At 68.4% G+C, this 21,492-nt stretch carries 17 protein-coding genes and 1 riboswitch; of the genes, 10 read left to right on the top strand and 7 right to left on the bottom strand.

The window, feature by feature from the left end; genetic code table 11:
* Positions 1-29: 29 nt before the first annotated feature.
* A riboswitch (cobalamin riboswitch) is annotated at positions 30-253 on the bottom strand.
* Positions 254-426: 173 nt separating this feature from the next.
* Positions 427-1,017 carry a histidine phosphatase family protein gene (locus tag ACOZHM_RS09965; RefSeq protein ID WP_421569093.1) on the top strand — a complete coding sequence of 197 codons (591 nt, stop codon included), beginning with the start codon at positions 427-429 and terminating at the stop codon, positions 1,015-1,017.
* 60 nt (positions 1,018-1,077) lie between these two features.
* Here the strand turns inward: ACOZHM_RS09965 and ACOZHM_RS09970 are convergent, their stop codons facing one another.
* Positions 1,078-1,440 (bottom strand): TfoX/Sxy family protein, encoded by a 363-nt coding sequence (locus ACOZHM_RS09970; protein ID WP_421569094.1) that lies wholly within the window; start codon positions 1,438-1,440, stop codon positions 1,078-1,080.
* Positions 1,437-1,919 (bottom strand): GAF domain-containing protein, encoded by a 483-nt coding sequence (locus tag ACOZHM_RS09975; RefSeq protein WP_421569095.1) that lies wholly within the window; start codon positions 1,917-1,919, stop codon positions 1,437-1,439. The genes ACOZHM_RS09970 and ACOZHM_RS09975 overlap by 4 nt, the downstream gene beginning before the upstream one ends.
* 119 nt (positions 1,920-2,038) lie before the next feature.
* Between ACOZHM_RS09975 and bioD the strand changes: the two genes are divergently transcribed.
* Positions 2,039-2,722: a dethiobiotin synthase gene (gene bioD / locus ACOZHM_RS09980; protein ID WP_421569096.1), complete on the top strand. Its 684-nt coding sequence runs from the start codon at positions 2,039-2,041 to the stop codon at positions 2,720-2,722.
* Here the strand turns inward: bioD and ACOZHM_RS09985 are convergent, their stop codons facing one another.
* The 4 genes from ACOZHM_RS09985 to msrB form a co-directional block, all read right to left on the bottom strand.
* Positions 2,723-4,156 (bottom strand): PLP-dependent aminotransferase family protein, encoded by a 1,434-nt coding sequence (locus tag ACOZHM_RS09985; protein WP_421569097.1) that lies wholly within the window; start codon positions 4,154-4,156, stop codon positions 2,723-2,725.
* A gap of 249 nt (positions 4,157-4,405) precedes the next feature.
* On the bottom strand, positions 4,406-5,143 hold the full coding sequence (gene msrA / locus ACOZHM_RS09990) for a peptide-methionine (S)-S-oxide reductase MsrA (RefSeq protein ID WP_421569098.1): 738 nt from the start codon (positions 5,141-5,143) through the stop codon (positions 4,406-4,408).
* Positions 5,144-5,157: 14 nt separating this feature from the next.
* A complete protein-coding gene (locus tag ACOZHM_RS09995; protein WP_421569099.1) occupies positions 5,158-6,933 on the bottom strand; it encodes a cytochrome c biogenesis protein DipZ in 1,776 nt (591 codons plus the stop codon).
* A 123-nt stretch (positions 6,934-7,056) separates the two neighbouring features.
* Positions 7,057-7,560, bottom strand: coding sequence for a peptide-methionine (R)-S-oxide reductase MsrB (msrB, locus tag ACOZHM_RS10000; RefSeq protein WP_421569100.1), 504 nt, complete (start codon positions 7,558-7,560; stop codon positions 7,057-7,059).
* 146 nt (positions 7,561-7,706) lie between these two features.
* On the opposite strand from msrB, the gene ACOZHM_RS10005 reads away from it, so the two are divergent.
* From ACOZHM_RS10005 to ACOZHM_RS10015, 3 genes are all read left to right on the top strand, one after another.
* Complete coding sequence (locus ACOZHM_RS10005) at positions 7,707-8,429, top strand: response regulator transcription factor (RefSeq protein ID WP_421569101.1); 723 nt, start codon at positions 7,707-7,709, stop codon at positions 8,427-8,429.
* Positions 8,426-9,898: a sensor histidine kinase gene (locus ACOZHM_RS10010; RefSeq protein WP_421569102.1), complete on the top strand. Its 1,473-nt coding sequence runs from the start codon at positions 8,426-8,428 to the stop codon at positions 9,896-9,898. The genes ACOZHM_RS10005 and ACOZHM_RS10010 overlap by 4 nt, the downstream gene beginning before the upstream one ends.
* Before the next feature lie 93 nt (positions 9,899-9,991).
* Positions 9,992-11,113: an alpha/beta fold hydrolase gene (locus tag ACOZHM_RS10015; protein WP_421569103.1), complete on the top strand. Its 1,122-nt coding sequence runs from the start codon at positions 9,992-9,994 to the stop codon at positions 11,111-11,113.
* Between the two features lie 189 nt (positions 11,114-11,302).
* Here ACOZHM_RS10015 and queD read toward each other — a convergent pair whose 3' ends face one another.
* Positions 11,303-11,656 carry a 6-carboxytetrahydropterin synthase QueD gene (gene queD, locus ACOZHM_RS10020; protein ID WP_421569104.1) on the bottom strand — a complete coding sequence of 118 codons (354 nt, stop codon included), beginning with the start codon at positions 11,654-11,656 and terminating at the stop codon, positions 11,303-11,305.
* A 152-nt stretch (positions 11,657-11,808) separates the two neighbouring features.
* Here queD and ACOZHM_RS10025 point away from each other — a divergent pair, with 152 nt between their 5' ends.
* The 5 genes from ACOZHM_RS10025 (at position 11,809) to ACOZHM_RS10045 (ending at position 21,478) form a co-directional block, all read left to right on the top strand.
* Positions 11,809-14,475: a TonB-dependent receptor plug domain-containing protein gene (locus tag ACOZHM_RS10025; protein WP_421569105.1), complete on the top strand. Its 2,667-nt coding sequence runs from the start codon at positions 11,809-11,811 to the stop codon at positions 14,473-14,475.
* 30 nt (positions 14,476-14,505) lie between these two features.
* Positions 14,506-17,070, top strand: a complete 2,565-nt coding sequence (locus tag ACOZHM_RS10030) for a M14 family zinc carboxypeptidase (protein WP_421569106.1) — start codon at positions 14,506-14,508, stop codon at positions 17,068-17,070.
* A gap of 295 nt (positions 17,071-17,365) precedes the next feature.
* Entirely contained in the window at positions 17,366-18,160 is a 795-nt protein-coding gene (locus ACOZHM_RS10035) for a DUF4198 domain-containing protein (protein WP_421569107.1), read from the top strand.
* A gap of 25 nt (positions 18,161-18,185) precedes the next feature.
* The gene (locus ACOZHM_RS10040; protein WP_421569108.1) at positions 18,186-19,043 is read left to right on the top strand and encodes an EF-hand domain-containing protein; all 858 of its coding nucleotides are present in this window, start codon (positions 18,186-18,188) and stop codon (positions 19,041-19,043) included.
* Between the two features lie 131 nt (positions 19,044-19,174).
* The gene (locus ACOZHM_RS10045; protein WP_421569109.1) at positions 19,175-21,478 is read left to right on the top strand and encodes a TonB-dependent hemoglobin/transferrin/lactoferrin family receptor; all 2,304 of its coding nucleotides are present in this window, start codon (positions 19,175-19,177) and stop codon (positions 21,476-21,478) included.
* The last annotated feature ends 14 nt before the right edge of the window (positions 21,479-21,492 follow it).

Genomic DNA, 21,492 nt, shown 5'->3' on the forward strand with positions numbered 1-21,492 from the left:
CGCTTGCCGCCGCCATGCCCGCCGCATCGCAACCAGTCGTCTTCCGGGCCGGTCTCCGGGCTCGCGGGCCGATGGCGGACCATCGCACCAGGCGCCTTCCCATGCACGAGCACAGTGGCGTATTGCCTGGCTTCCACGCTTACCGTTGCGGGGGCAGCGCCGGGCTGGCAGCAGGCAGGACCTGTTGCGTCACCGGCTTCCCGTTTCAACCTGCCGGCTTGCGCCGCAGGTCACCTGAAAGTGCGCGCAGTGTAGAGCAAAGCCTCGCGCCAGGTGCAGCCTGTGGCGGAGCGGCGCAGCCGAGCGGTTAGAATGCGCCTCGTTCTACGCAGTGGTTCGCATGAAACAGACGTGGTTGCAGCACCCTCGCCGGCACACTCGTGAAGATTCGCGGCTGCCCGCGGCCGCATGGCATGGGGTAGCGGCATGATCCTCGACCTGGTCCGGCACGCCAGCACCGGCCGCGATGGCTACCTCGACGGACGCAGCGACCCACCGCTGGAGGCGGGCACTACCGACGCGTTGTGCGAGCGCTACGCCGGGCTGCAGTGGGAACGCGTGCTGAGTTCGCCGCGCCAGCGGGCACTGGCCACCGCCGACGCGCTGGCGCTGCCGCGCGGACTGGAGGTGATCGCCGACGAAGAATGGGAAGAGCTGGATTTCGGCGATTGGGACGGCCAACCGCTGGACGCGCTGCCGATGCAGGCCTTGCAGGCGTTTCACCTGGACCCGCACACCAACCCGCCGCCGCACGGGGAAAGCTGGGGGCACTTCGAGCGCCGCATTTCGCGTGCATTGCATCGGCTGCTGGACGATCCCGAGCCGGTGCCGACGCTGATCGTGAGCCATGGTGGCCCGCTGCGCATGGTGCTGTCGCAGGTGTGCGGGCTGCCGATGGCGATGTGCTGGGCGCTGCGGATCGACCACGGCACGCGGCTGCAGCTGCGGGTGCAGCGGGAGGAGGGGGAGTTGTGGGGGGAACTGCTGGAGCTTCAGCAACCGGCATCGTTGCTGTAGAGCCACCCCATGGGTGGCTGCGCTTCGTTCCGGCACCGCGAAGCCACCCATGGGGTGGCTCTACCCCCGTTCTTCGTCGCTCTCGAACGGCGCTTCGTCGCCGTCGTCATCGTTGGCGACCGTGCGGTCATAGACCGGCCCTGACGCAGGCGGCGCCTTCTTCAGCGGCTTGTCGGCGATGATCGCCTCGTATTCGGCCACCAGCGCCGTGCGGCGCGCCTCGGGCAGTTCCTGCCAATGGCAGTCCAGCAGCGCGCCTTCCAGCGAGTACAGCAGGTTGAGGCTGGGCTTGAAGCCCGCGCGGCGGACCTTGACGAAGGCACCGACCGCACCGATGGCGGTCAGTTCCTCGGGCGTGCGCAGACCGACCTGACGCAGCCAGGCCGCGCTCTTCGGGCCGATGTTGCGCAGCTTGGTGCTCATCCCAGCGCCTCGACGAACACCGCGGCGATCGCTTCCAGGCCGGCCTGGTCCTCTGCGTCGAAACGGGCCAGCGACGGGCTGTCCAGGTCGAACACACCGATCAGGGTGTCGCCCTTGACCAGCGGCACCACCAGCTCCGAACGCGACGCCGAGTCGCAGGCGATATGGCCCGGGAAGGCGTCCACGTCTTCAATGCGCTGGGTGACACGCTGCGAGGCGGCCGCGCCGCACACGCCCTTGTTCAGCGGGATGCGCACGCAGGCCGGCAAGCCCTGGAATGGGCCCACCACCAGTTCGGTGCCGTCGAAGAAGTAGAAGCCCACCCAGTTCAGCTCGGGCAGTGCGTGGTAGACCAGCGCCGCAAGGTTGGCCGCGTTGGCGATCCGGTCGCGCTCGCCGTGCACCAGGGCGCGGGCCTGGGCCAGCAGCTGGCCGTACTGTTCCGGCTTGCTGCCGGTAAGCGTGGAAGTATCGAACATGGCCGCAGTCTAGCAAGCGCAGCCGGCGGCCGGACTGCCCGGCCATGCAACGCTGCGGTGCCGATGCGCCGGCGACCCCCCAGCGCCGATAATGGCGGCCCCTGTCCACCGGTCCGGCCATGTCCCTGCCTGCCTCCCTGCCCGCCGCCTTCTACGTCACCGGCACCGATACCGGCATCGGCAAGACCTTCAGCAGCTGCGCCCTGCTGCACGCGCTGCGCCAGCGCGGGCAGCGCGCGGTGGGCATGAAGCCGGTGGCGAGCGGCTGTGAACGCACGCCCGCCGGCCTGCGCAACGAGGACGCCACCGCGCTGCTGGCCGCCAGCGAGCCCACCCCGGCCTACGCCGACCTCAATCCGTATGCGCTGCCGCTGCCGCTGGCCCCGGAACTGGCTGCGGCGGCGGCGGGCGTAACCCTGGCGCTGGCGCCGATCGAAGCCGCGTTCGCGCGCCTGCAGGCGCAGGCCGACACCGTGGTGGTGGAAGGCGTGGGCGGCTGGCTGGCGCCGCTGTCCACCACGCTGGACCAGTCGCACCTGGTGCAGGCGCTGCAGCTGCCAGTGGTGATGGTGGTGGGGCTGCGGCTGGGCTGCCTGAACCATGCGCGGCTGACCGCGCAGGCGATTGCCGCCAGCGGCGCGACCTGCATCGGCTGGATCGCCAACGAGGTGGACCCGCAGATGGAGCGCATCGACGACAACGTGGCGCTGCTGCGCGCGCGCCTGCCGCTGCCGTTCTGGGGCCGGCTGCCGTACGCGCCGGGCGCCGATCCGGCGCAGCTGGCCCGGCACCTGCTGGGCTGACTACTCTCCGCGCGCCTGCGCCAGCAGCGCGGTGGCCAGCCGCCCGACGCTGGCGATGGCGCCCACGTAGCGCGCGTCCAGGTCCTGGCAGCACGACAGCCGCAGGCAGTGCCGGTAGCGTGCGCCGCGCGAATACACCTGGCCGGGCATGAACACCACGCCCTCGGCCAGCGCCTGTTCGAACAACACGCCGGTATCCACCCCTGCGGGCAACTCGATCCAGAGCAGGAAGCCGCCGCTGGGCTGGGTGGCGCGGGTGCCCGGCGGGAAGTGCTGGGCAACCAGCGCGCGCACGCGGCGCACCTGTTCGCGGTACAGCCGGCGCAGGCCGCGCAGGTGGTGTTCGTAACTGCCCGCTTCGAGAAACGCACCGACCGCCTCGCCCAGCAGCTGCGATTCGGCGCCGGTGGACTGGAACTTGAGCAGCTGGATATCGGCCGCGAAGCGACCGCCGTCGAGCCAGCCGATGCGGTAATCGGGCGCGAGCGTCTTGGAGAAGCCGTTGACCACGATCACCCAGCCGTCCTCGTCGAACGCCTTGAGCAGCGGCGCCAGTGGTTCCTGGTACTGCAGTTCGGCGTAGACCGCATCTTCGATCAGCGGCACGCGGTACCGGTTCACCAGCGCGGCCAGGCGCTGCTTGGCGGCCACCGGCATGGTGCAGCCCAGCGGGTTGTGCACGCTGGGCATGGCCACGATCGCGGCCAGCGCGCCCTGTTCCAGCTGCGCTTCCACCGCATCCACGTCCAGCCCCTCGCGCGGGTCGGTGGGCAGCTCGATCGCCTTCAGGCCCAGGTTGCCGAGGAGCGGGTACAGGTTGAAATACGACGGCGCCTCGATGCCCACCGCATCGCCCGGGCGGGTCACCGCGCGCAGGGCCAACTGCAGTGCCTCCATCGCGCCATGGGTGAGCACCAGCCGCTCCACCGTGGTGTGCAGGCCCAGCCGCGGACCGCGCCGCACGATCTGCTCCAGCAGGCGCTGCGCGCTGTTGGGGCGTGCGTAGGTGCGCACCATGGCCGGCGTGCGGCGCAGCACCTGGGCGGTGGCGCGCGCGAGTTTCGCGGCAGGGTAGAAGCGCTCGCCGCGCGGTCCCGCAAAGGCCAGGTCGACGATGCCCGGTTGCCGCTGTGCGGCCAGCACGCGGGCCATCATCAGCTGCTGGGTCTGGGTGGTGGCCAATGATGGCGCCTGGCGCAAAGAGCGCGTCGGCTCGGGCAGGCGCGCGCTGACCACGAACCCGGCCTTGGGGCGCGGCATCACCAGGCCGGCGTCTTCGAGATGACGGTAGGCGGCGATCACGGTGTTCAGGCTGAGCTGGCGCTGCGCGGCCAGGCCGCGCAGCGAGGGCAGCCGTGCCCCGGCCGGTAAGCGGCCGCTGTGGATGGCGTCGGCCATTTCGTCGGCCAGGGACTGGTAGAGATTGGCGGCCATGCGGGATCTGTAACCCTGAGGAACGCCGATATCGTGCGCTGTACCTGGCATGGCCGCAAGCTGGCGGGCACCGACTGGGTAAAACCGACTGGGTAGAGCCGACTGGGTAGAGCCGACTGGGTAGAGCCGACTGGGTAGAGCCGACTGGGTAGAGCCGACTGTTAGTCGGCTATCGCGCGCAGCGCGATGGTGTTGACGTCGCCGCCAGGAGCAGCCGACTAACAGTCGGCTCTACCCCGTCGTTTCCGCTCACCGCGCCGACAACGTCGACACCAACCGCGGCTTCTCCCGGTACAACTGCGGGTACATCCGCTGCAGCGCCGCCACCTTCGGCTGGTCGTTGATGCGGATGTACAGCGACTCCGGATGCAGGGTCAGGTAGTTCTGGTGATAGCCCTCCGCCGCCACGAACGGCTTGCCACCGTCCACCGTCGTCACCACCGGCGCCGCATACACGCGCGCCTTCTGCAGCTGCGCGATGTAGGCGCGGGTGGCATCCCGCTGCACGGCATCGTCGGCATACACCGCCGAACGATACTGCGTGCCGCGATCCGGGCCCTGGCGGTTGAGCTGGGTCGGGTCGTGCGCCACCGAGAAGAACACCTGCATCAGCTGGCCGTAGCTCACCTGGCTGGGGTCGTAGGTGACCTGCACGGCCTCGGCATGACCCGTGCCACCACCGCTCACGCGGTCGTAGCTGGCGTCGGCACGGCTGCCGCCGATGTAGCCGGACACCGCGTTGTCCACGCCCTTGAGGTGCTGGAACACGCCCTGCACGCCCCAGAAGCAGCCGCCGGCGAACACCACCTGCGCGCGCTTGCCGGGCAGCGCCGGGTTGGCGGGGCCGGTGGGCGCCGGCACCGCGACGACCGCCTCGGCGGCGGCCGCGTGCGCGGGCCCCTCCAGGCTGAACACCCCGCCGACGATCAGGGCGGCGATCGCGGCGGCAATGCCGCCGGCCACCAGTTTGTCGAGTGAAACTCGCATCTGCGTCTCCTGGTTCAACCGAAGGTGAAGGCGTAGGCGTGCACGCCCGGGTCGAGGAATTCGATCTCGAAGGTGCGTTCGCCAACCTCGCCGGACTGGCGGATCAACTGGTACAGCCGGTGTTCGTCCACCGTGCCGCTGCCGTCGGGCGCCACGTCGCCGCCCGCCGCCGCACCCGGTGCCTGGCCATCAATGCGCACGCGGAAACGCACGGGCTTGCCGTCTGCATCCGGCGCCAGCACCAGGTGCAGGTCGCGGGCATGGAAGCGGTAGGCGATGCGGCCGCCGGCCTGCTGCAGCTGCGCGTATTCGTTGCCTACCGTCCAGCGCCCGCCCAGCGCCCATTGATTCAAGGCCATCGTCGTCGGCACGGTGTAGTCGGCCGGCTGGTCGTTGCGCTGCCCGCCCGGCGAGGCGAAGTTCTCCGCCCGCGCGTGGCCCAGGTAGGTCTCCGGCGACTTGAGGTTGCGCATGTCGGCCTGCAGCTCCACCCCGTCGCGCGGGGCGGCGGCCTGCATCGCCATCGCCTGGGCCGGTTCGTCCGGCAGCGCATGGCCGGCCTCACGCAACAGCTGGCGGATGATCTGTTCGGACTGCGCGTAGTTGCCTTCGCCGAAGTGATGGGCGCGGATGCGCCCTTCGGCGTCGATGAAGTAGTGCGCGGGCCAGTAACGGTTGTTGAAGCCGCGCCAGATCGCGAAGTCGTTGTCGATCGCCACCGGGTAGGTGATCTTCAGATCCTTCACCGCGCGCTGCACATTGCCCAGGTCGCGTTCGAAGGCGAATTCCGGTGCGTGCACGCCGATCACCACCAAGCCGTGGTCGCCGTAGCGCTGCTGCCACTCGCGCACATAGGGCAATGCGCGCAGGCAGTTGATGCAGGAGTAGGTCCAGAAATCGACCAGCACCACCTTGCCACGCAGCGCTTCGGCGGTCAGCGGCGGGCTGTTGAGCCAACCGGTGGCGCCTGCCAGCGAGGGCAGCGTGCCTTCCACCGGCAACGGCGCCCCGGCCGGGACATTGGCCGCCATCATCATGGCGCTGCCGGCCGCGGGTTCCTGGCCGGGCAGGGCGTCCAGCAGACCCTGCTCCAGCCGCGCGGTGCTCACCGACGACAAGCGGGTCAGCACGCCGGTGTCCCAGCCCATGGCAATGGCCACCACCGCCAGCAGCGCGGCGATGCCGAGTGCGCGGCGGATCCACTCACCCGTGCCCATGCGCTGCTTGAGCGCGTTGAACACGCGCCCGCCGATCCAGATCGCCAAGCCCAGCGATGTCGCCGCGCCCAGCGCGTAGGCCAGCAGCAGCCCGCTGGTGCCCACACTGGCGCCCTGCAGCGCGGCGCCGGTGAGGATCAGCCCGAGGATCGGGCCCGCGCACGGTGCCCACAGCAGGCCGGTGGCCACGCCGATCAGCAGCGAGGTGCCCACGCCGCCGCGGCCGGCGTCGGTGGCCGCATCGGCCGATGCGCTCAACCGTGCGCCCAGCCGCTGGAACGGCGACAGCAGGCGGTTGGCCAGCGCCGGCCAGAGCAGCGCCAGCGCGAACAGGGCCATCACCACCAGCGCGATCCAGCGCCCGATCTGGTTGGCCTGCGCCACCCACTGGCTGCCCACCGCCGCGAGGCTCGCGACGACCGCGAACATCAGCGCCATGCCGATCAACAGCGGCAGGCCGCTGCGCAGGAACGGACGGTCGGAGCGCGCGAACACGAACGGCAGCACCGGCAGGATGCAGGGGCTGAGGATGGTCAGTACGCCGCCCAGGTAGGCCAACACAAGCAGGAACATGGAGAAATCCTTTCAATGACGATGGAGGGTACGGAACGCCTGCCGGGCAGAGCCCGGCGCTACGGTGGTGTGGAGCCCGGCGCTACGGTGGTGTGGAGCCCGGTGCTACGGTGGTGCGGCGTTTCACGCCGGCGTGAATTGCATCGCCACGCCGTTCATGCAGTAGCGCAGTCCGGTCGGGCGCGGGCCGTCGTCGAACACGTGCCCGAGGTGGCCGCCGCAGCGCCGGCAGTGCGCCTCCACGCGCAGCATGCCCAGCGTGGTATCGCGGTCCTCGGCGACCGCGTCATGCAGCGGTGCCCAGAAGCTCGGCCAGCCGGTGCCGCTGTCGAACTTCGTGGACGAAGAGAACAGCGGCAGCGCACAGCCGGCGCAGGTGAAGGTGCCGCGCCGGTGCTCCTTGTTGAGGGGGCTGCTGAAGGGGCGTTCGGTGCTCTGCTGGCGCAGCACGGCGTACTGCGCCGGGCTGAGCTGTTCGCGCCATTGCGCGTCGGTGCGCATCACTTCGAAGCGGCGCGTGGGGGCCGGCGCGGCGGGCGCCGGGCCACTGCAGGCGGTCAGGCCGAACAGGCCGGCAGCGGCGCCGATGGCGCCCATGCCGAGCAGTCTGCGACGGGTACAACGCATGGCGATCTCCCGGTCTGGATACGATGGGGCCATGCTGCGCCCGGGCCGGTCAACGAATCCTCACGCAGGGTTAAATTTTCCGTGACACATTCAGGTCCGGATCTGGCCACAATGCGATCACTTTCCTGCTGCCCGTCACCGTGCCAATGAGCAGTGCCAAGCGCGTCCTGATCGTCGAAGACGATGTGCACATCGCCAACCTGCTGCGCATGCACCTGCGCGACGAAGGCTATGAGGTCACCCACGCGGCCACCGGCGACGAGGGCCTGGCCCTGCTGGAAGCACAGCCGTGGAGCGCGCTGGTGCTCGACCTGATGCTGCCCGGCGTGGACGGCCTGGAAATCTGCCGGCGCGCACGCGGCATGGCGCGCTACACGCCGATCATCATCACCAGCGCCCGGGCCAGCGAGGTGCACCGCATCCTGGGCCTCGAACTGGGCGCCGATGACTACCTGGCCAAGCCCTTCTCCATGCTGGAGCTGGTGGCACGGGTAAAAGCGCTGCTGCGACGCGTGGAGGCAATGGCGCAGAACGCGCGCATCGACGCCGGCGAGCTGGCCGTGGCCGGGTTGCGCATCGACCCGGTGGCCCGCACCGCACAGGTGGAAGGGCGCGCGCTGGAACTGACCCCGCGCGAATTCGACCTGCTGTACTTCTTCGCGCGCCATCCCGGCCAGGTCTACTCGCGCATGGACCTGCTCAACCAGGTGTGGGGCTACCAGCACGACGGCTACGAACATACGGTCAACACCCACATCAATCGCCTGCGCAACAAGATCGAACGCGACCCGGCCTCGCCGCAGCGCATCCAGACGGTGTGGGGCCGCGGCTACAAGCTGGTCGATGGCAGCGAAGGCGCGCCGGCATGATCCGCCTGACGCTGTCGCAGCGGTTGTCCGTGGCCTTCTTCGCGCTGCTGCTGGTGTGCTGCGGCGCGCTGATGTGGATCCAGATGCGCAGCACCGCGGTTCACGAGCAGGAGACCGTGCAGCGGTTGTCGCGCGGGCTGGCCGAGCACATCGCGCGCAGTGGCGAACTGATGGACGGCGCGGGCATGCGCAACGGCGAAGTGCGTGCGCTGTTCGGCAAGCTGATGGCGGTCAATCCCAGTGTCGAGGTGTACCTGCTGGACGACCAGGGCCGCATCCTCGGCCACGACGCACCCACCGGCCACCTCAAGCGCGACCGCGTGGATCTGGCGCCGGTGCAGGCGCTGCTGCGCGACGAGCCGCTGCCGATCCTGGGCGACGACCCGCGCAGCGCCAACGGCCGCAAGGTGTTCAACGCCGCGCCGCTGTTCGTGCAGGGGCGCCAGGCCGGCTACATCTACGTGGTGCTGGTGGGCGAACAGCGCGAGGCGCTGGCGGCCAACATCGCGGCCAACGCCACGCTGCGCACCACGCTGTGGTCGCTGGCGATCGTGGCGGCGATCGGGCTGCTGGCCGGCGCGGTGGCGTTCCGCTGGGTCACCCGGCCGCTGCGCCAACTTACCCGGCGGGTGCAGTCGTTCGATGTGGACGCGGCCGCGCCGGCACAGGCCGTGCCGCCCACGCCGCTGCGCGAAGGTGAGCGCGACGAACTGGCGATCCTGCAGCACAGCTTCGGGCACATGGGCCAGCGCCTGGGCGAACAGTGGCAGCAGCTGCGCCAGCAGGACCTGCAGCGCCGCGAACTGGTGGCCAACATCTCGCATGACCTGCGCACGCCGCTGTCGTCGTTGCACGGTTACCTGGAAACGCTGGCGCTCAAAGACGCCGCGCTGAGCGCAGAGGAGCGCCAGCGCTACCTGGCCATCGCGCTGTCGCAGAGCCACAAGGTGGGCCGCCTGGCGCAGGCGCTGTTCGAGCTGGCGCGGCTGGAGCACGGCGGGGTGGTGCTGGACCGGCAGGTATTCTCCCTGCCGGACCTGGTCCAGGACGTCTTCCAGAAATTCGAGCTGGCCGCGCAGGCGCGCCGGCAGACGCTGGCGGCGCAGATTCCGCCCGGGCTGCCGGTGGTGGACGCGGACCTGGCGCTGATCGAGCGGGTGCTCACCAACCTGCTGGACAACGCGATCCGGCACACACCGGAAGGCGGCCGCATCACGGTGACGCTGCAGGCGGCGCAGGGCGAGGTGCAGGTCAGCGTGGCCGATACCGGGCCGGGCATCCCGCCGGCGCGGCGCGAGGACCTGTTCCACACGCCGCCGGCATTCGGCAGCCAGCGGCCGGACAGTGGCGGGCTGGGCCTGTTGATCGTGCATCGCATCCTGCAGCTGCACCAGCGCGAGATCCAGCTGCTGGACAGCCGCGAAGGTGCGTTGTTCGTGTTCTCGCTGCCGGCGGCGCGGGCTACCTGACGGTCCCCTGCCCAATGTCATGGCGACAACCGGCACTGGGGTAGCGGAGACCAACTGGCTGTAATGCTTTAGACACCAGCGAGGAGTGAGCACATGGCAATCGCACCGGGTTCTCATGGCCGCCTTCGCGGCGTAGTGTCGCTGCTGCTTGCGTTGGGTATGTCGTGGAGCGCCGCGGCCGCGGAGGTCTGCCCGGACACCGCGGCACTGGAACCGGCACGCGCCGTGGTGCGCGACCTGCAGCGGATCAGCACGCCCAATGGCATCCAGGAGCAGTACGCAACGCCGATCGGCGGCGTGCCGCAGTGGCTGACCATCCACGGCGAGGACCGCGCCAACCCGGTCATCCTGTTCGTGCATGGCGGCCCGGCCAGCCCGGTGACGCCGAGCCTGTGGCAGTTCCAGCGGCCGCTGGAGGAATACTTCACGGTGGTGGACTGGGACCAGCGCGGTGCCGGCAAGACCTACGCGGAGGCGCCGCCGGAGACCATCGCGCCGACGCTGACCATTGACCGCTACGTGGACGATGCCATCGAGGTGGCCGAGCACCTGCGCGCCCACCTGGGCCAGCGCAAGGTGATTCTGATGGCGCACAGCTGGGGCACCATCGTGGCGATGCAGGCGGCGCTGAAGCGCCCGGATCTGTTCCACGCCTACGTGGGCATCGGGCAGATCATCAACCAGGTGGAGAACGAGAAGATCAGTTTCGAGTACGGGCTGGCGCAGGCCAGGGCGCACGGCAACACCCAGGCCATCGCCGAACTGGAGGCCATCGCGCCGTACCCGGGCAACACGCCGATCACGCGCGAGCGGATCATCACCGCGCGCACCTGGCCGCAGTACTACGGCGGGCTGACGGCATACAGGGATGACTCGAAATACTACTTCGGGGCGGCAAAACTCTCACCCGACTACACGGATGCGGACCGCTGCAACATCGACAAGGGCAGCGTGCTGTCGCTGGGGCCGTTGCTGCCGCAGATGCTGAAAGTGGACTTCACTCCCATCACCCGCTTCCCGATTCCGGTGGTGATGTTCATGGGCCGGCACGACTACACCACCCCGACCGCACCGACCGAGCGTTGGTTGAACAACGTAGATGCACCGTTCAAGCAGGGCGTGTGGTTCGAGCATTCGGCGCACATGGTGCCGTGGGAGGAACCGGGCAAGACGCTGCTGAGCCTGGTGAACATCGTGCGGCCGTTGGCGCGGTAGCGGGCAAAAAAAAGACCCGACAGAGGGAGGGTTCTGTCGGGTCTTGGGATTGCGTGGGGGGAGGGACCCACGCAAATTCCGTTTGATGCAATGCAGCATACGCCGATCGTGGTGCATTGCAACAACAAATTGCCGAAATGGTCTGGATTCACGTAAAACCGTTCAGGAACAACCGGTTGGCGCTGGCGCTCAGCCGCGGTAGCGGCAGCCGGAGGTGCAGGTCTCGTGCACCGTCACCTCGCTCAGCGCCGGCAGCGCGGGCTTGAGCTCGTTCCAGATCCAGATCGCCAGGCGTTCGCTGGTCGGGTTCTCCAAGCCGGGGATGTCGTTGAGATAGTGGTGGTCCAGGCGGTCGTAGATCGGCTGGAACGCCGCTTTGACGTCGCCGAAATCCATGATCCAGCCGCTGCGTTCGCCCGGCTCGCCCTCCACCTTCAGCTCCACCCGGAACGAGTGGCCATGCAGGCGCGCGCACTTGTGGCCCGCCGGCACGTTGGGCAGGTGGTGGGCCGCTTCGAGGGTAAAGATTTTGAAGATTTCCATGGGCGCATTGTACGGCCATCCAACGAAAACATATCCATCCGGATGAAGAGATGTTACTTTTCGTTATATCCGCATGAAGCGATGTTATTGGCTCGTTAAGGGCCCGGCATGGACTACTGCGGAACTCGTCGTCCACCACCCCCATAGAGTTCATGCCCAAGCACACCCTTCTTGTGGCGGCCCTTTCCGCCGCTCTGGCTACGCCTTTGTCCGCGTTTGCCCTCGACACCGCCGCCGGCCCCGATGCCAGCCCCGACGCCTCCGCCAGCCGCGACAGCACCACCCTGGCGGCCGTGCGCGTCACCGGTTCCAACATCAAGCGTACCGACACCGAGACCGCCAATCCCGTGCAGGTGATCGGCCGGCAGGAGATCGAAGCGACCGGCAAGGCCACCGTGGCCGACCTGCTGCGCTCGATCTCGGCCAACACCGGCAACGCCAACAACGAGACCACCAACAACGGTTGGGCCTCCGGTTCGGCCGGCATCGGCCTGCGCGGCCTGTCGCAGAAGAACACGCTGGTGCTGCTCAATGGTCGCCGCCTGGCCAACTACGGCTTCCCGGCCGGCGGCCTGTCCGACACCTTCGTCAACCTCAACGCGCTGCCGATGGTCGCCGTCGAGCGCATCGAAGTGCTCAAGGACGGCGCGTCTGCCGTCTACGGTTCCGATGCCGTGGCCGGCGTGGTCAACATCATCACCCGGCAGAACTTCCAGGGCGCCGATCTCGGCGCCAGTGCCGGCACCTCCGACCAGGGTGGGCTGGACGAACAGAACCTGAAGTTCATCGGCGGCATCGGCGATCTCGACACCGACGGCTACAACATCCTGGTCAGCCTGGAAGGCTACAACCGCGAGCGCCTGGACCAGGACCAGCGCGACCTCACCAAGTCCGGCATCTACACCGACCAGCCCGGTGGCCGCTGGAACGGCTGGTCGGCCAAGGGCGCGCGCTTCCTGGTCAACGGCACCTCGGTGCCGATGCTGGACGCCAACGGCCAGTGCCCGGAAAACACCACGCTGGTGGCCAGCGCGCCGATCGATGGCCTGCCGGGCAACACCTGCGGTTACAACCTCGCCCCGTACACCACGCTCATTCCGTCCACCAAGCGCTACCAGGCCTACGTCAACGGCACCTTCAAGGTGAATGACAACGTGGAAGCCTTCGGCGAAGTGATCTACAGCGAGATCAAGGGCGTGTCGTGGTTCGGCAGCAGCCCGTTCTTCACCCTGGAAAGCGGCCGCTTCGCACTCAACGCCGATACCGGCCTGGCCGAGCCGGTGTCGTCCAACCTGCCGGCGAGCAGCCCGTTCAACCCGTATGGCCGCGCGATCCCGATCGAGTACACCTTCTTCAACCTCGGCCCCACCATCAAGACCAATCGCTCCACCGCGTACCGCGGCGTGTTCGGCCTGCGCGGCAGCCTGCAGGACTGGGATTGGGAAGTGGGCGCGTTCGGCGCACGCAGCAGTGAGCGCGAAACCGTCTCCGGCGGCTTCGCCAACCGCTGGACCCTGGCCGATGCGCTGGCCACCGGCAGCTACAACCTGCTCAATCCCTCGGCCACCCCGCAGTCGGTGATCGATGGCATCAACCTGAGCACCCTGCGCCCGGCCGAGTCGGTACTGCAGGGCGTGGACGCCAAGATCTCCGGCGGTCTGGGCAGCACCTGGGCTGGTCCGATCGGCTTCGCCGCCGGGCTGGAATGGCGCCGCGAGAAGCTGGATTCGGAAAACCCGTGGCAGATCGATGCCGGCCTGCAGATCCGCCCGGCCATCGCCGAAGTGCATGGCGAGCGCAAGGTCACCGCCGCCTACGCCGAAGTGAACGTGCCGCTGGCCGAGCGCCTTGAACTGCAGGCCGCCGCGCGCGCCGACCACTACAGCGATTTCGGCGACGCGTTCTCGCCCAAGCTCAGCCTGCGCTGGCAGCCGTTCGACGTCCTGCTGGTGCGCGCGGCGGCATCGAAGGGATTCCGCGCGCCGTCGCTGTCGGAGAACTCCAACAGCACCAGCATCGCCTACGGCAGCGTGATCGATCCGCGTGACCCGGACGTGCCCGGCTCGCGCCAGAACCCGACCTTCTTCACCGTCGGCAACAGCGACCTCAAGCCGGAGCGCACCAAGAGCTACAACCTGGGCGTGGTGCTGTCGCCGTGGACCAACACCAGCTTGAGCGTGGACTACTACCGCATCGAACTGGAGAACCTGGTCGGCACCAACAACACCCAGACCCTGGTCACCAACGACGTGCCGGGCGCGGTCACCCGCGATGAGCGCGGCAAGCTGCTGGCGGTGTTCAACCGCTACCAGAACCTCAGCGAGCTCAAGACCTCCGGCTTCGATGTGGAACTGCGCCAGCGCTTCCCGACCGAGCGTGCAGGCGACTTCGCGCTGTCCACCGCGTTCACCCACGTGCGCGATTACAGCCGTCCCACCGTGGTTGGCGGCCCACTGGTGGATTACGCCGGCAGCAACCTGGGCGCCACACTGCCCAAGAACAAGGCCACCACCACGCTGGACTGGTCCTATGCCGATTTCCGCACCGCGCTGACCTGGTACTACACCAGCGGCTACGACCAGAAGGCCAGCGCGGCGGCCACGGCGGTGCAGGACCGGGTGGATTCCTACAGCCAGTTCGATCTCTACCTGGCCTACACCGGGCTGGAGAAGCTGACCCTGTACGCGAAGATCCAGAACCTTGCCGACGAAGAGCCGCCGTACGACGCCTCGTTCCCCGGCATCCGCGCGCCGTACGACTTCAGCCAGTACGACCTGCGCGGCCGCTACTTCACCGTCGGCTTCGATTACCGCTTCTAAGAGGGGTTTGCTGTGTCCTTGTTCCGTGGTTTGTCGCGTCCCATCACCTGGCTGGTGGGTTCGCTGTGGTTGTTGGCCGCGCCGGCGTTCGCGCAGAGCGCCTACTTCTTCCCGCAGGGCGGTGATTTCGATCCGGCCATTCCCACCCCGCAGCAGTTCCTGGGCTACGAGATCGGCAGCCGTTACACCCGGCACGACCAGCTGGTGGCCTACTTCAACGAACTGGCCAAGCACTCGGACAAGATCAAGGTCGAGCAGATCGGCAGCAGCTACGAAGGCCGGCCGCTGTTGATTGCCACCGTCACCTCGGCGCAGAACCAGCAGCAGCTGGAAACGCTGCGCCGCCAGCACGTCACCCTGGCCGACCCGGCGCAGCCGCTGTCGGCCGCCGGCAACAGCCCGGTGGTGGTGTGGCTGGGCTACAGCGTGCACGGCAACGAGACCTCCAGTGGCGAAGCCGCGCTGCTCACGGCCTACTATCTGGTTGCCAACCGCAGTGCCGATACCGCGAAGTGGCTGCAGCAGGCGGTGGTGCTGTTCGACCCGGCGCAGAACCCGGACGGCCGCGACCGCGCGGCCAGCTGGCACAACGCGTATGCGTCGTCGCCGGCGTCGGCCGACCCGGCCGACAAGGAACACGTTGAGCCGTTCCCGCAGGGGCGCACCAACCACTACTTCACCGACCTCAACCGCGACTGGCTGGCACTCACCCAGCAGGACACGCGGCCGAAGATCGCCTACTTCCACCAGTGGTACCCCAACGTCCAGATCGACTTCCACGAGATGGGCAAGGACAGCACCTACTACTTCGAACCGTCCCCGGCGAGCATGCACAGCCCGCTGTTGCCGGCATCGTCCTACGAGTTCAACAAGACCCTGGCCAAGTACCACGCGCAGGCGCTGGATGCATTGGGCTCGCTGTACTACACCGGGGAGAACTTCGACAACTTCTCGCCCGTGTACGGCTCGACCTATCCGGACTTCCACGGCGCGGTCGGCGTCACCGTCGAGCAGGCCAGTTCGCGCGGCCGCGTGCAGGAATCGGTCAACGGCCTGCTGACCTTCCCGTTCACCATCCGCAACCAGGTGGCGACCGGGTTGGGCACCGTGCGCGGTGCGGTCACCGAACGCGATGGACTGCTGAAGCTGCAGAAGGAATTCTTCCAGTCCGCGCTGAAGCAGGCCGGCCAGCAGCCGGTGAAGGCGTTCGTGTTCGGTGATGCCAAGGATCCGGGCCTGACCCGGCGCCTGCTCGACCTGCTGCTGCAGCACCAGATCAGCGTGCAGGCGTTGAGCACGGCGGTGACCGTGGACGGCCAGCGCTTCGAACCGGGCAGCGCCTACGTGGTGCCCACCGAACAGCCGCAGTTCCGCCTGGTGCATTCGATCTTCGCCGAGACCCCGCCGATCAAGGGCGACGTGTTCTACGGCAGCACTTCCTATGCGATCGCCCCGGCCTACGGGCTCGCGTTCGCCGGAAGCCGCAGCCGTGTCGCCGGCGGTGAGCGCATCACCACCTTGCCGGCCGCGCGTGGCGGGGTGAGTGGTGGCCAGGCCGGCTATGCCTATGTGTTCGACTGGCGCGACTACAACGCCAGCCGCGCGCTGTATGCGCTGCAGGCCAAGGGCGTGCTCGCGCGCGCCGCGTTCCAGCCGTTTACCGCTGACACCGCGTCCGGTGAGCAGGCGTTTGCACGCGGCAGTGTGGTGATTCCGGTTGCCGGGCAGCCACTGGCCGGTGAGGCACTGTTGGCCGTCGTCGACGAGATCGCCCGTAGCAGCGGGGTGCAGGTGCACGCGCTGGCCAGCGGCCAGAGCCGCAGCGGCATCGACCTGGGCAGCGACAGCGTCAAGTCGCTGCGCAAGCCGGCGGTGGCGCTGGTGATGGGCGAGGGCGTGAGCGCCACCGAGATCGGCTCGGCATGGTTCCTGCTCGACCAGCAGGTGCAGCTGCCGGCCAGCAAGCTGGACCCGGCGCAGCTGGGCAAGGTCAACCTGGACCGCTACACCACCCTCGTGTTGTCCGGCGGCACCTACACCGGTGTGGATGCCACTGCGGTGGCCGCGCTCAAGCGCTGGATCAATGCCGGCGGTTCGCTGGTGACCTACGGCAGCGCGGCCAAGTGGGCGATCGAGCAGAAGCTAAGCGATGAAGTGTTGGGTGCCGAAGAGAAGGAACCAGAAGGCGCGCGCCGCGCGTTCGGCGACCAGCGCGACATCGCCGCGATCGAGCGGGTCAGCGGCAACATCCTCAGTGCCGATGTGGATACCAGCCATCCGCTGGGGTTCGGCCTGCCGCGTACGCAGTTGGCGATCAACAAGGAAAACGGGATCAGCTTCAAGCCCAGCCGCAACGCGTTCTCCACCGTGGTGCGTATCGATGAGGCGCCGCGCGTGAACGGCTACCTGTCCGAGGCCAACCGCAGCCGCGTGGCCGGCGCCGCGTGGCTGCTGGTGTCGCCGCAGGGGCAGGGCAACGTGGTGCTGTTCGCCGATGATCCGGCGCACCGCAAGTACTGGCACGGTACCGAGCGGCTGCTGTTGAACGCCGTGTTCTTCGGCAACCTGCTCAACCCGACAAAACCCAGAGGATGACCCCATCCGTAGAGCCACGCCCTGCGTGGCTGAGCGGGATGTCCGACATCGGGGCGATGACCCCATCCGTAGAGCCACGCCCTGCGTGGCTGTGCGGGGCATCCGGCATCGCGGCGTCGCACCAGGAACAGCCACGCAGGGCGTGGCTCTACCGGGTGGCTGCATCCGGTGATGGCGGAATCCACCCGGAAACCGACCCACCACACCCCATGTGAAAATTCCGTATTGCGAATCATTCGCGATAAGAATACGATGTCGCCCGCCGGCCATCCCGCCGGTGCCGCGAGCATCCGCCATGTCCCTGCGCCCCGTTGTCGCCCTCCTGCTGGCTGCGCTGGCACTGCCCGCCGTCGCCCACACGCCGTACCTGGCCCCGGCCAGCTTCGAGGTCCGCCCCGACAGCACGGTCACCCTGGACGCCAGCTTCGCCGAGACCTTCTTCGTCCCCGAAGTCGTGTTCGACAACAGCGAGTTCGTGGTCACCGACCCGGACGGCCGGCAGCATGCTCCCGACACCGTGCAGCGCCTCAAAACCCGCGCCGTGGTCGAAACCACTCTTCCGGGCCAGAAGGGCACCTACCGCTTCAGCACCGGCAACCGCCTCGGCGCCGTGTTCCGCACCTGGGAACTCAACGGCAAGACCGGCTCCAGCCGCGACCCGGCCACGCCGTTGCCGGCCGGCGCCACGCTGACCAGCCACTACCAGAGCCTGTCGCGGTCAGAGGTGTACCTCACCGCCGGCGCGCCCACCACCACCGCGCTCACGCCCTACGGCACCGGCCTGGAACTCGTTCCGGTCACCCATCCCAACGACCTCTACCGGGGCGAACACTTCGACTTCGTGGTGCAGTACGACGGCAAGCCGCTGCCGAACCAGAAGGTTGAGATCCACCGTGCGCTCGGCGACGGCGTCGCCCAACCGGCCCCGCTCACGCTGACCACCGATATCGCCGGCAAGGCGCGCTTCGCGCTGGACCAGGGCGGCACCTACCTCGCGTTGATCCGCTATCGCGGCCCGGCACCGGCCGGCGCGGCGGCGCCGCAGTACGGCAACAACTACACGCTCACCTTCCGCGTTCTCGAACCGTAATCGCGTCCATTCCAGGGGGAATACCATGAAGACCACCTTGCTCACCGCTGCCCTGCTGGCGGCGGTGCTGGCCCCGGCTGCGCACGCGCAGGCCGGCGACAAGGCCGCCACCGCCTCGCCAACCGCCGCCGCGTTCCTCGCCCAGTTCGCCGATGACGACGCCGACAGCGTCAGCTGGGCGCAGTTCGAGGCGTTCCGCAAACAGCGTTACGCCGACACCGACCGCAACCACGACGGCACGGTGGACGAGCAGGAGTACGTGGACGAGTACCTGCAGCGCTTCGACGTGCGTCTGGCCACCGCGCGGGCGGGCCACCTCAAGCAGACCGACACCCGCTTCAAGGCCCTGGACCGCGACAAGGACGGTGCGATCAGCCGCGCCGAGTACGATGCCGCCGGCGAACGCACCTGGGCGGGCTACGAAAAATCGCAGGACGCGACCCGCGAGAGCGCGGCCGCCACCTCGCGCGACCCGCTGAAGATGCCGACCTCGCATACCGCCAACGGCATGCTCGAGCTCTATGACACCAACAAGGATGGCGTGGTCGACCGCGCCGAGTTCGACGCGGTGCGCGCCGCCACGTTCGCCGCGACCGACGCCGATGGCAACGGGGCGCTGTCGCTGGCCGAATACACCGCCGAATTCGAAGGCCGCCTGGACCAGCAGCGCACCCGCGTGCGCGCCGACGCCGAGCGCCAGGCGCGCGTACGCTTCGCTGCGTTGGATACCGACAAGGACAAGCGCATGACGTTCGCCGAGTACCAGGCGTCCGGCAAGCGCATGTTCACCCGCGCCGACAGCAACGGCGACGGCGTGGTCGATGCACGTGATCCCGAGCCGGCCGCCGGCGCGCATTCGGCCAACGGCAACCGCGCGCGATAGCCGGCCCGGCGGGTCACGACCAACGGTCGTGACCGCACTCTACCTGCGCCCCCCAGCCCCGCACGATCTTCTGATCGCCGCAGCCAGGAACGGCTTCCACCGCCTTTTCCTTCTTTCCTGCGGAGTTCCCCATGAAGTCGTCCCACACCCTGCTCGCGCTGGCGGTTGCCGCCTGCCTGTCCGCCCCTGCGCATGCCGAAGCCCCCGCCGACGCCAGCACCCTTGATACCGTGCGCGTGCAGGCCGAACGCGCGCGCCAGTCCAGCTCCGCCAACCAGAACGTCACCGTGCTCACCGCCGCCGATCTCGATGCGGAGATGGCCAACAGCATGGAAGAAGCCATCCGCTACATCCCCGGTGTCAGCATCGTGGACATGGGGCGCTTCGGCGACAACGGCTTCAACATCCGCGGCCTGGAAAGCGACCGTGTGGCGATCACCGTGGATGGTTTGAGCCTGGGCGAGTCGGTGGAAACCGCGCGCTCCTACGAGTTCTTCCGCAGTGGCCGCGGCGATGTGGACATCGACACGCTCAAGAGCCTGGCCGTGGTGAAGGGGGCCGATTCGATCAGCGCCGGCAGCGGGGCACTCGGCGGCGCGGTGGTGTTCACCACCAAGGACCCGGCCGACTACCTCACCCCTGCCGGCAACGACACCCATTTCGGTTTCAAGGCGGGCTACTCCGGCGCCAATGATGAGGCGATGGGCACCTTGACGGTCGCCAACCGCACCGGCATCGTTGAATCGATGCTGGTCTACACCCGCCGCGAAGGCCACGAGACTGAGTCGTACTACGACACCACCGTCGATCGTATCGGCGTCGGCCGGCGCACTCCGGACCCGGTCGACAGCACCCGCGACAACCTGCTGGGCAAGATCGACCTGCAGTTGAACGATGCCAACACGCTGGGCGTCATGGTCGAACGCGGCCGCGCCACCAACGACGTGGACAACCTGTCGCGCGTGTATGCACCGGGGTATCTGGAGCGTCGCGGCCACGACAGCAACGACCGCGACCGCTACGGCGTGCACTACGCGTGGGGCGCCAACACCCTGCTGTTCGACACCCTGGAAGCGCAGCTGGACCGCCAGGTCACCGACAGCCGCGGCATCACCACCATCCTGGCCGGCAGCGGTTGCCCGGGCGGCGCCATTCCCTGCCTGCGCAGCGAGAACCGCGCGACCAAGCAGACCCTGGACCGCGCGGCTGCCGATTTCACCAAGGTGTTCGCCACCGGCGCCGCCCAGCACGCGCTGGTGTATGGCCTGGCCTGGCAGCAGCGCGACGTGGACTTCACCGCCGTGGACACCCGCTGGAATGCCGCCGGTGCAGTAGCCAGCGTGGAAGTGGATCCACGCCAGGTGCCCAAGACGGACGTGCAGAACTGGAACGTGTACGTGCGCGACAGCGTGCGCCTGTTCGACGAGCGGCTGACCCTGAGCGCCGGTGCGCGTTATGACCGCTACGACTATTCGCCGCAGGTGGATGCCACCTTCGTGGACCGCACCGGCACCGTGCGCGATGTGTCGTTCGCCTCGCCGAGCTGGCAGGTGGGCGCCGAGTTCCGCTTCCTGCCGGACCATGCACTGTGGGCGCAGGTGGGCCGCGGCTTCCGCGCGCCGTCGGTGGCCGACATGTATTCGCCGACCAGCACCACCACGCTGATCAACGCGCAGAACGGGCAGCCGCTGGTGTTCAACGACACCGTGTCCAACCCGGACCTGTCGGCGGAGAAGAGCCTCAACGTGGAGCTGGGCTACCGCTGGAGCACCGAGCGCGCACAGCTGGGCCTGTCGGTGTTCCGCGACCGCTACGACAACTTCATCGAATACAGCAATCTGATGCAGTCCATCCCCGGTGGCTTCCGCACCACCGCCACCGGCCCCATCCTGTACCAGCGCGCCTACACCATGCCGACCAACGCCGGCGAAGTGACGGTGAAGGGCGTGGAGCTGGAAGGCCGCTGGCAGATCAGCGATGCGTGGTCCACGCGCCTGGCCGCCTCCTACAGCGAAGGCGAAAAGCGCAACGGCGACCCGCTGGAGAGCATCGTGCCGGCCAGCGCCGTGCTCGGCGTGCGCTACGCGCCGTCGCCGGTGTGGAACGTCACCGCGGCGGTCACCCATGCGGTGGCCAAGCATGCCGACGACGCCTACACCACCGCAGCCAACGGCACGGTCACCACCCCGGCGTTCGTCGACAAGGCCGACGGTTACACCGTGCTGGACCTGTACGGCAGCTGGAACATCACCCCACAGTGGCGGCTCAGCGCCGGCATCTACAACCTCACCGACCGCGAGTACTACCTGTGGCAGCGCGTGCGTACCGTCAACAAGGGCACCAACACGCTGTACGGCTACGTCAACGATGACGGCATCGGGCGCTACAGCGAACCGGGCCGGAACGCGCGGATGACCGTGGCGTACAGCTGGTAAACAAAAAAGGGCGA

The organism is Stenotrophomonas sp. PD6, from assembly GCF_049199305.1.
Taxonomy (GTDB): domain Bacteria; phylum Pseudomonadota; class Gammaproteobacteria; order Xanthomonadales; family Xanthomonadaceae; genus Stenotrophomonas.

Excerpts from the sequence above, each read along its gene's own strand:
- ACOZHM_RS09965 (WP_421569093.1), top strand. The coding sequence starts at position 427 with ATGATCCTCGACCTGGTCCGGCACGCCAGCACCGGCCGCGATGGCTAC.
- ACOZHM_RS09970 (WP_421569094.1), bottom strand. The coding sequence starts at position 1,440 with ATGAGCACCAAGCTGCGCAACATCGGCCCGAAGAGCGCGGCCTGGCTG.
- ACOZHM_RS09975 (WP_421569095.1), bottom strand. The coding sequence starts at position 1,919 with ATGTTCGATACTTCCACGCTTACCGGCAGCAAGCCGGAACAGTACGGC.
- bioD (WP_421569096.1), top strand. The coding sequence starts at position 2,039 with ATGTCCCTGCCTGCCTCCCTGCCCGCCGCCTTCTACGTCACCGGCACC.
- ACOZHM_RS09985 (WP_421569097.1), bottom strand. The coding sequence starts at position 4,156 with ATGGCCGCCAATCTCTACCAGTCCCTGGCCGACGAAATGGCCGACGCC.
- msrA (WP_421569098.1), bottom strand. The coding sequence starts at position 5,143 with ATGCGAGTTTCACTCGACAAACTGGTGGCCGGCGGCATTGCCGCCGCG.
- ACOZHM_RS09995 (WP_421569099.1), bottom strand. The coding sequence starts at position 6,933 with ATGTTCCTGCTTGTGTTGGCCTACCTGGGCGGCGTACTGACCATCCTC.
- msrB (WP_421569100.1), bottom strand. The coding sequence starts at position 7,560 with ATGCGTTGTACCCGTCGCAGACTGCTCGGCATGGGCGCCATCGGCGCC.
- ACOZHM_RS10005 (WP_421569101.1), top strand. The coding sequence starts at position 7,707 with ATGAGCAGTGCCAAGCGCGTCCTGATCGTCGAAGACGATGTGCACATC.
- ACOZHM_RS10010 (WP_421569102.1), top strand. The coding sequence starts at position 8,426 with ATGATCCGCCTGACGCTGTCGCAGCGGTTGTCCGTGGCCTTCTTCGCG.
- ACOZHM_RS10015 (WP_421569103.1), top strand. The coding sequence starts at position 9,992 with ATGGCAATCGCACCGGGTTCTCATGGCCGCCTTCGCGGCGTAGTGTCG.
- queD (WP_421569104.1), bottom strand. The coding sequence starts at position 11,656 with ATGGAAATCTTCAAAATCTTTACCCTCGAAGCGGCCCACCACCTGCCC.
- ACOZHM_RS10025 (WP_421569105.1), top strand. The coding sequence starts at position 11,809 with ATGCCCAAGCACACCCTTCTTGTGGCGGCCCTTTCCGCCGCTCTGGCT.
- ACOZHM_RS10035 (WP_421569107.1), top strand. The coding sequence starts at position 17,366 with ATGTCCCTGCGCCCCGTTGTCGCCCTCCTGCTGGCTGCGCTGGCACTG.
- ACOZHM_RS10040 (WP_421569108.1), top strand. The coding sequence starts at position 18,186 with ATGAAGACCACCTTGCTCACCGCTGCCCTGCTGGCGGCGGTGCTGGCC.
- ACOZHM_RS10045 (WP_421569109.1), top strand. The coding sequence starts at position 19,175 with ATGAAGTCGTCCCACACCCTGCTCGCGCTGGCGGTTGCCGCCTGCCTG.